Origin of the sequence: Okeania sp. SIO2B9 (genome assembly GCF_010672505.1) — a bacterium.
GTDB classification, from domain to species: domain Bacteria; phylum Cyanobacteriota; class Cyanobacteriia; order Cyanobacteriales; family Microcoleaceae; genus Okeania; species Okeania hirsuta.
This window is the reverse complement of record NZ_JAAHGK010000212.1, coordinates 1-7589: the sequence shown is the minus strand read 5'-3', so window position 1 is coordinate 7589 and position 7589 is coordinate 1. Positions and strand designations below refer to the sequence as shown.

The window sequence follows — 7589 nt, the reverse complement described above, 5'->3', positions numbered from 1 at the left end:
CCATCTTGTAAAGCTTGTTCAACAATTTTTTCTATGCTCATAAGTTTTATTCTAAGTTTACTGAAAATAATTTTTAAATAAGGTTTCTACATATTTATCAGATTAAAATTATAAGTTAATCAAAGTCAAGATCAACTATCATCTTACTTTTCAGAGAAAAACTTAAAAATCACATATAAGTAAGTCGGTGGAAAAAAATTTCTGAGTCTTGATGTGTTAATTAGAAAAGTTTTATTCAATACCTTCGTATCGCCAAGGAACAGGATCGACAGCTTGACCAGATACATATAGTCCCCAATGTAGATGAGGACCTGTAGATGCCCCCGTAGATCCTACAGCACCAATTAACTGGCCAGCTTTGACAAAATCACCTTCTTTAACATTGATACGACTCAAATGAATAAAAATGCTCGTTACCCCTTGACCATGATCGATACCAACAGTATTACCATGAATTTCAAAACCCTGAGATTCTAATCCCACTAGAGCGACACGACCAGCAGCAGGAGCTACTACGGGAGAGCCATTATAATCTGCATAATCTACCCCACGATGATAATAGTTCTCAGCAAACTCTCCATTATAATACCGTCGCACCCCATAAATTGTACTTACAGGACCTTGGTTAGGTCGAATAAATGGACCATTCCAAAATTTCTCTGGAGTGACAAGTTTTTTAAATGCTCCCACTCTGTCAAATTCTAAGTCTGTTCCTTTGAGAGAATCTTTGCCAGGAGGCAACCAAATAGATTGAGTGGGAAAGGAGCGACTTTGCAGATTTACATTTACATTCTGCACACCTGCTTCAGTGTTAATTTGAAGCTGTCGTGTACCTGGTCGGTCTAAAGGAGTAGTTGGTAATAATGCCCTCAATTTATTTTGTCCAATTGAGAAAAAAGGATAGGTTTTTCCATCCATACTAACTGTAGGAGTTGCTCCTCTAATTGATTCCGGAATTACAACTGATAAAGTATCTCCAAGTTGTGGGTTAGTAGGAGTTATTTGTACAGTTTGGCTGAATCCAGGGCTAGCTATTACCAGTATTGTTGTAACTATAGCTAAAATTAAGCTAGGGATAAACTGTTTAATTTTGATAGACCAAAACATTAGTTTTTTTAGTTAAAATTTTTGCGATTAATTAAAGACTAAATTATTATATTTGCAGGTTCAAATTAAAAATATCCTATCATCTCAGGAGAAATCTATTTAAAGAAGGTTTTAGGTCGTAGGTTTTAGGTATTATACCCATTTAAAAAAAGAATGTTACGAATAATTGGGGGTGATAAAAAGATGTTACAAGATCCCAAGGAGAAGAAATTGACTATCCAGGAGGTCAGGCAATATTAGATATTGGTGATCGACTTTTGTTAGTAGGGGAACCTTCAGAATTAGAGAGTTTTGATAAGTTGGCAAAAGGAGAAATTGCTGTGCCAAAAGAAAGTACCTCTTGTCAATGGTTAATCTTAGGTGAGTCTAGTCCTTATACGGGCAAAAAAATATCTCAAGCAAATTTACGTCGTCAGTATGGGGTAGAAATTCAAGCAATTCGACGAGAAGGGAAATTTATCCGATGGCCTCAAGGAAATACGAAGTTACAAGTGGGCGATCGGTTGTTGATCTGTGGTGGTTTCCATTAACTAAGTCAAGTAAGGCAAATGAAAATTCCGCAGACTCAGGGATATCCTAAAAAACAAAAGTTAACTACAGTAGTGAATGAAACTACAGAAATTTAGCAATAGACATCTGGTGAAAAAGAATCGACTTTTTGCAAAAGTAGGCAATAGAATAGGCAACAGGGAAGAAAATTTATGAAAAAATACACAAAAAATAATCTATAAGTGTAATTTCTACTCCTATGTCTAATAGTTATAGTCGAATCAAAGTTTAGAACATTCCTCAATATTCAAACTAGCGTTAGAGATGACTTATAACTTCTGATTTGCGGGTAGTGCTATATTTGTCTTATGTGACTTTGCCACAAATTTTGTAGTTACATCATTATTCTGGAATTTTCTATTAGACATCTCAAATAATAAAAAATAAAATTAATTATCGTAGATAAATAATTGATTTGATGATTTATCTATGCTCCCTACTCCCTACTGCCTACTCCCTCTTTTCTGGAATTGTCTATTTCTGATTAAATTAAAATAATAAGGTAGAAAAACTTCGATGAAAAAATTAGGATTAGTTTTTTGGTTTGAGATAAACAATAGCTTGTCGCCAAATTATAATTGGTAAATCATACTGGTCTAAGAGGCAAATACAATTTGGGTCTTGCCAGAAAACTTTTCCTACATGGAGGTCGTTAGTAATTAGTTTTAGCTCTACTTCTTTCTTCTCTGTGATATAAGTTTGAATCTGGCGAACACTGGGTAAACTGGTATCAAAATCAGACATAATAATTATTCAATATATTTCCCACGTAATCTTTTCATTTAAAAGTAAATTTCAACTTAATTACTGGAGCATCATCATGACAGTATCATTCACCAAGTATCATGGCCTGGGCAACGATTTTATTTTGATAGATAATCGCCACCTCCCGCAACCTATAGTAACACCAGAACAGGCGATAAAATTGTGCGATCGCAATTTTGGTATTGGTGCAAATGGTGTGATTTTTGCTCTGCCTAGACAAGAGCAAGCAGATTATACCATGCGGATATTTAACTCTGATGGTTCAGAGTCAGAAATGTGCGGTAATGGGATTAGATGTTTAGCTAAATTTATTGCTGAAATAGATAATGATAATAAAACTAAATATAAAATTTATACTGGTGCAGGTCTGCTCGGAATCGAATTACAACCTGATGGCCAAGTAAAAGTTGATATGGGACAGCCAAAACTATTGGCATCGGAAATACCCACAACTCTAGGTAATGCTGATGAGAAAATTGTTAATCAAACTTTAGAAGTGGCAGGAAAGTCTTGGTCTGTTACCTGTGTAAATATGGGGAACCCACACTGTGTAACTTTTGTAGAGAATGTTGCTGATATAGCTCTAGAAATAGTAGGTCCTCAATTTGAGCATCACTCCGTATTTCCAGAACGCACTAATACAGAATTTATTCAAGTTATTAGCCCAAATTATGTGAAAATGCGAGTATGGGAAAGAGGTGCGGGTGCAACATTAGCTTGTGGTACGGGTGCTTGTGCATCAGTAGTGGCAGGGGTTTTAACTCAAAGAAGCGAGAACAAAGTTACAGTTGAACTACCTGGAGGTTGTTTGGAGATTGAATGGTCAACCACAGACCAAAAAGTTTATATGACTGGACCAGCAGAAAAAGTATTTACAGGAGTGATAAATGAATCAATAATGAATTTATAGAAATGTAGAGATTAGCAATTGTTTAAAATTAATTTTTTGAAAATTTCAAAATTAGTTTTAAATATCAAAGTTTACATTTTCAAGACAGTTATTAACAAAAATTAATTAAGTAGTATAGCAGAAGGCATAAGGCATAAGGAAAAATCTGACTTTGTCTGAGTTTTCAGCTTTTGATATGTTCTTACCTTTCCTTCGACTGCTATAAAAAAAATTAGCTGTACTATTTTCAATACTTAGAATAACTTTTATAGCAGTACGCGCTGGTATATTTACAAATTGCAGGAACTACCCAATAGCTAAAAGTCTGATAAAATAGGTTTTTTATTCCCCCAAATGAGCTGTTGCCTGTTGCCTGTTGCCTGCGCAAAGCGCTATAGATAAAAATTAAAAGTTATATTGCTTTTGACTGGGAATTTTGACTTAAAAATAGAGGTATATTCATGGGCGGAGGTATTTACCTAATTCGTGACAACGATCAACTTGTGGAAATGACAGAACAAGCTTATGAGTCTGAAGATCAACTACAAGAATTTATAGAAACTTATCCTAACCTAATTGCAGGAGATGATATAGACAGAGCTACTCCCAGAAGATGGTTATTAATATCACGGGAAATAGCAATATCAACAGAGGAAGATATCACACAACAATGGGCATTATCTCATTTATTTCTTGACCAAGAAGCAATTCCGACGTTAGTAATAGTTAAAGGTGCTTACGAAGAAGAAATTCGCCAACAAGTAGTAGGTCAAATGATTGATTATGCTGCTAATGTAGGAGTTTATTGGCCTCTGGAATCAATTATTGCTCAGTTTGAAGTCAACTGTCGGGAACATGGTCGCGATCCAGAACAAGTATTTGAAAAATTTCTGGGTCTAGATGCTGACGAAGAAAAGTTTTGGCAAAAAGTGAAAACGAATTTACAAGCAAATAAAATTCGTTTAGTATTTGTGGCAGATAATATTCCGGCAGAATTACGAAGAGTAGTAGAATTTCTGAACGAGCAGATAGATCCAGTAGAAGTTTTAGCATTAGAAATTAAACAGTATGTTAGTCAAGAAGGTTTAAGAACTTTAGTTCCAAGAGTAATTGGTCAAACGACTGAAGCACAACTGAAAAAATCAAGCACAACCCGTGAAAGAAGAAGGTGGGACGAAGTATCTTTCTTTCAAGAATTTCAAACTAGATGGGGTGCTGATGAGGCAGCAATACTCAGAAAAATTCATGAATGGGCAAAAAAACAAGAACCCATAACCTCAATTCAATGGGGGACAGGAGATGTTTATGGTGGTTTTACTACAATAGTTAATCAACCTGGAAAAAAGAGTCTAGAGTTATTTAGTATTGATATTTCAGGTCATCTAGAAATTTACTCGAATAAATATAGTGGTCAACCTCCATTTAATCACAACACTAAATGGTTGGAATTAAGAGCTAAACTTAGTTCGATCGGTCTAGCTCTACCAGAAAATTTAGAAGAATTTAGAGCGCCTAGTCTACGTTTATCCACATTACAAGATGATGCAGCATTACGGCAAGTAATAGAAACTTTTCATTGGATTATTGAAGAATTTAATCAAGGTTAAATTGTTAACAATTAATAATTAATAATTAATAATTACCTCTTCTTTAATATAAGGATTGTTTAAAAGGAAATTTTTTTATTTTTTTATACCTGTAGGACGACAGGCCGTAGTCCAGCCAAGGAGATGCTTTAAACCTTAATTTAACGGTAATTTAAAGGTTATTTAGATTAGGATGATAGGGTGGCGATCGCTTCAAAGATATTTAGAAATAATGGTAAATAGAGATGAATAATTTCTAGCAAGGGAGCAAGATGTTTCTATCAGGAAACATAACTAAAATAATAAAAATTCCCTATAATTAAAATGCAGCACCACCTAGAAATTTGTTTTGTTATTAGGTGTTAAAGAAAAGTCAATAATTTCAATTTGGATAGATGGAGAGTCAAAATTATTAGAAAGTATTCTGGGTGATAATCAAGAAAATTATCATAATTTCATAAATTTACAGAAGTTATAGCGCTGTGCGCAGGCAACAGGCAACAGGCAACAGCTCATCTGGGGGAATAAATTGCTGATAATATAAGACTTTTAGCTATTTTGCCCCTCCTGCAATTTGTAAATATACCAGCGCTCATTGCTATAAATAAGGAGTGGAATGAAAAATTGGTTAGGATAGTTTATGGGTAACTTTACTCAATTAAACCTCTATCCCCAGCGAGTCAACATTACTTGCGTAATGTAGGAAATATACCTTTTGAATGTATTCTTTTCTTTGCAGAAGGACAAGCTCTCACAGAAGATAAATTGCTAACTATTACGTTACAAAATATTGTTGGTGGGACACCGCTCGGGGTTCTTGGTCCGATTCTCGTTACTGATGAAACAAATGATCCTCAAGTGTATTATACAGCGCAAAGAGTTTCAGAAGCTCCTGAGCAAACCTATAGTTCAGTAAATCAAGGTCCTGAGATTGTCCAGGTTGTTGAAGCTTGTAGTGGAGTCGAACCTGATGTATCCAATCCTGGTTGTCCCAATAAACAGGAACAAATTTTTCCTTTATCCATTTACTCCACACTAAAACCCTAGAAGAAAAAAGCTTAGGCAGATAAGCAAGCAACTATTACTGGTATCGTTGATTTAACAAGAAGAGAATTGAGTATATAGCGTTTCTCAGACCTACGAGGGAGTAGCAGCTATTAAATTTAAGCGATCGCACTGAACATGGGATGTTTTTGGTATACCTCACAAGTTTGAGAAACACTATATTAATTGAAGATTAGGGTCAGAATTAACTTTTTTTGCAGTCTATATTAACTAATGTAGGAAAAATAAATGTTAAGGGATTTAGTTAGCAAACCCCTACAGTAAATTTATGTTTGATTTTATCTACCTATTTGTTTTTCGAGTTTTCTTGGTATGAAAAGTTCTCAAATAGAAAAGGTATTATCAGAATTAATTTCCCGAGATTTAGTCAAAAAAGAAGAAAACTTAAAGTTAACAGCAGCAGGTTTGAATGTTTTAGCACAACAAACAATTTTAGCTCCTATTTCTGAAACTCAGACTTTTTATCTAGACACTCTAAATGGAAAATTAACCAACTCCTTTTCTCTGAAAATTTTTGACAGTAAAATTCATAAAAATAGTGCGATAAATAAAATTATCAAAAAACCAAGGAAAGGTCATATAGAGGATTTAGTTGATTACTACCCAGATATTGAAAAACTTTTACAAAATTCCGATCCCAATAATCCTAATCCCATAGAATTAGTACAAGTTAATAACATAGAAAAAATATATCCTCAATACCATGAAGTTTTGCTAGTTTTGTATAAAAGTAATCCTAGCGATCGCGAAATTTAATATGAGATTTTTTCTAGAGGTTTTATTCAACCAGAATATCGGAAGACTATAGAACAATTGTATGCTGAAGGGAAAAAAATACTTGAGCCAATTTTTCAATAAATGGAAGAAGAGAAACCACCTCAAGATTCGGTCAACAAAGTTATTCCTAATATTCAAGATGATGATATTCAAACTGTAGAAAAGTTAACTACAAAAATTGACTCTATTGATTACCCTGATAATTTTGTAGAAACTAAAAATAATTCAGTCAAACAAGAAAAAAAAGCTTCAGAAAGAACTCAAGTAAGTTCAAAATAAAACTAGAATTTCAGAGGTAGTTCATACTTATCAAATTCGTGAATATTTAGTTAAAGCTTTAACAGAAGCAAAAAATAGATTAATGATAGTTTCACCTTCGATTAAAGTAAATGTAGTAGACAAAGAATTTTTATCAAATTTAGAAGCTACCCTCAGACGAAAAGTAAAAGTTTATATAATCTATGGAATTAAAGGTTCAAATTCTCAAAATGATGATAAGTCTATTAAACAATTAGAGAATTTAAAGGCAAATCACAAAAATCTCCTATTTGACAAAACTGAAAATAGTCATCGTAAACAAATTATTTGTGATGATAAATTTGCCATAGTAACCAGCTTTAACTTTTTATCATTTAGAGCAGACCCCAATTTAACATATAGAGATGAACTAGGAGTCATTATTAGAGATAAACAAACTATTGAAGATTTATTTAACAGTGGGATTAATTTAATTATTTAAAATCACAAATTTATTGATTTACAGGGGATTTCCAGATAGGGTTTGGTAGAGCTATCATAGGCAAGATGTCTGTGCTACACCGGTTTTATAATTAATATTTGTACTTCATATA

Annotated in this window: 10 protein-coding genes; 8 read left to right on the top strand and 2 right to left on the bottom strand. The window is 33.5% G+C overall.

What is annotated here, in order from left to right:
- Window positions 1-231: 231 nt before the first annotated feature.
- On the bottom strand, window positions 232-1107 hold the full coding sequence (locus tag F6K13_RS10100) for a M23 family metallopeptidase (protein WP_124145734.1): 876 nt from the start codon (window positions 1105-1107) through the stop codon (window positions 232-234).
- Between the two features lie 257 nt (window positions 1108-1364).
- On the opposite strand from F6K13_RS10100, the gene F6K13_RS10095 reads away from it, so the two are divergent.
- Entirely contained in the window at window positions 1365-1637 is a 273-nt protein-coding gene (locus F6K13_RS10095; RefSeq protein ID WP_240039022.1) for a cation:proton antiporter regulatory subunit, read from the top strand.
- Between the two features lie 550 nt (window positions 1638-2187).
- On the opposite strand, the gene F6K13_RS10090 is transcribed toward F6K13_RS10095, so the two are convergent.
- Window positions 2188-2400 carry an RNA-binding protein hfq gene (locus F6K13_RS10090; RefSeq protein WP_124145736.1) on the bottom strand — a complete coding sequence of 71 codons (213 nt, stop codon included), beginning with the start codon at window positions 2398-2400 and terminating at the stop codon, window positions 2188-2190.
- 76 nt (window positions 2401-2476) lie between these two features.
- Between F6K13_RS10090 and dapF the strand changes: the two genes are divergently transcribed.
- The 7 genes from dapF (at window position 2477) to F6K13_RS10055 (ending at window position 7477) form a co-directional block, all read left to right on the top strand.
- A complete protein-coding gene (gene dapF / locus F6K13_RS10085) occupies window positions 2477-3331 on the top strand; it encodes a diaminopimelate epimerase (RefSeq protein WP_124145737.1) in 855 nt (284 codons plus the stop codon).
- A gap of 440 nt (window positions 3332-3771) precedes the next feature.
- On the top strand, window positions 3772-4917 hold the full coding sequence (locus F6K13_RS10080) for a hypothetical protein (protein ID WP_124145738.1): 1146 nt from the start codon (window positions 3772-3774) through the stop codon (window positions 4915-4917).
- Between the two features lie 328 nt (window positions 4918-5245).
- On the top strand, window positions 5246-5374 hold the full coding sequence (locus tag F6K13_RS10075) for a hypothetical protein (RefSeq protein WP_275670397.1): 129 nt from the start codon (window positions 5246-5248) through the stop codon (window positions 5372-5374).
- Window positions 5375-5586: 212 nt separating this feature from the next.
- On the top strand, window positions 5587-5943 hold the full coding sequence (locus F6K13_RS10070) for a hypothetical protein (protein ID WP_124145739.1): 357 nt from the start codon (window positions 5587-5589) through the stop codon (window positions 5941-5943).
- Between the two features lie 330 nt (window positions 5944-6273).
- Window positions 6274-6717, top strand: a complete 444-nt coding sequence (locus tag F6K13_RS10065) for a hypothetical protein (protein ID WP_205127419.1) — start codon at window positions 6274-6276, stop codon at window positions 6715-6717.
- Between the two features lie 102 nt (window positions 6718-6819).
- Window positions 6820-7017, top strand: a complete 198-nt coding sequence (locus F6K13_RS10060; RefSeq protein ID WP_205127420.1) for a hypothetical protein — start codon at window positions 6820-6822, stop codon at window positions 7015-7017.
- A gap of 7 nt (window positions 7018-7024) precedes the next feature.
- Window positions 7025-7477, top strand: coding sequence for a phospholipase D-like domain-containing protein (locus F6K13_RS10055; RefSeq protein ID WP_339379431.1), 453 nt, complete (start codon window positions 7025-7027; stop codon window positions 7475-7477).
- Window positions 7478-7589: the final 112 nt, after the last annotated feature.

Coding starts and splice junctions, on each gene's coding strand:
- F6K13_RS10100 (WP_124145734.1), bottom strand. CDS start 1,107: ATGTTTTGGTCTATCAAAATTAAACAGTTTATCCCTAGCTTAATTTTA.
- F6K13_RS10090 (WP_124145736.1), bottom strand. CDS start 2,400: ATGTCTGATTTTGATACCAGTTTACCCAGTGTTCGCCAGATTCAAACT.
- dapF (WP_124145737.1), top strand. CDS start 2,477: ATGACAGTATCATTCACCAAGTATCATGGCCTGGGCAACGATTTTATT.
- F6K13_RS10080 (WP_124145738.1), top strand. CDS start 3,772: ATGGGCGGAGGTATTTACCTAATTCGTGACAACGATCAACTTGTGGAA.
- F6K13_RS10065 (WP_205127419.1), top strand. CDS start 6,274: ATGAAAAGTTCTCAAATAGAAAAGGTATTATCAGAATTAATTTCCCGA.
- F6K13_RS10060 (WP_205127420.1), top strand. CDS start 6,820: ATGGAAGAAGAGAAACCACCTCAAGATTCGGTCAACAAAGTTATTCCT.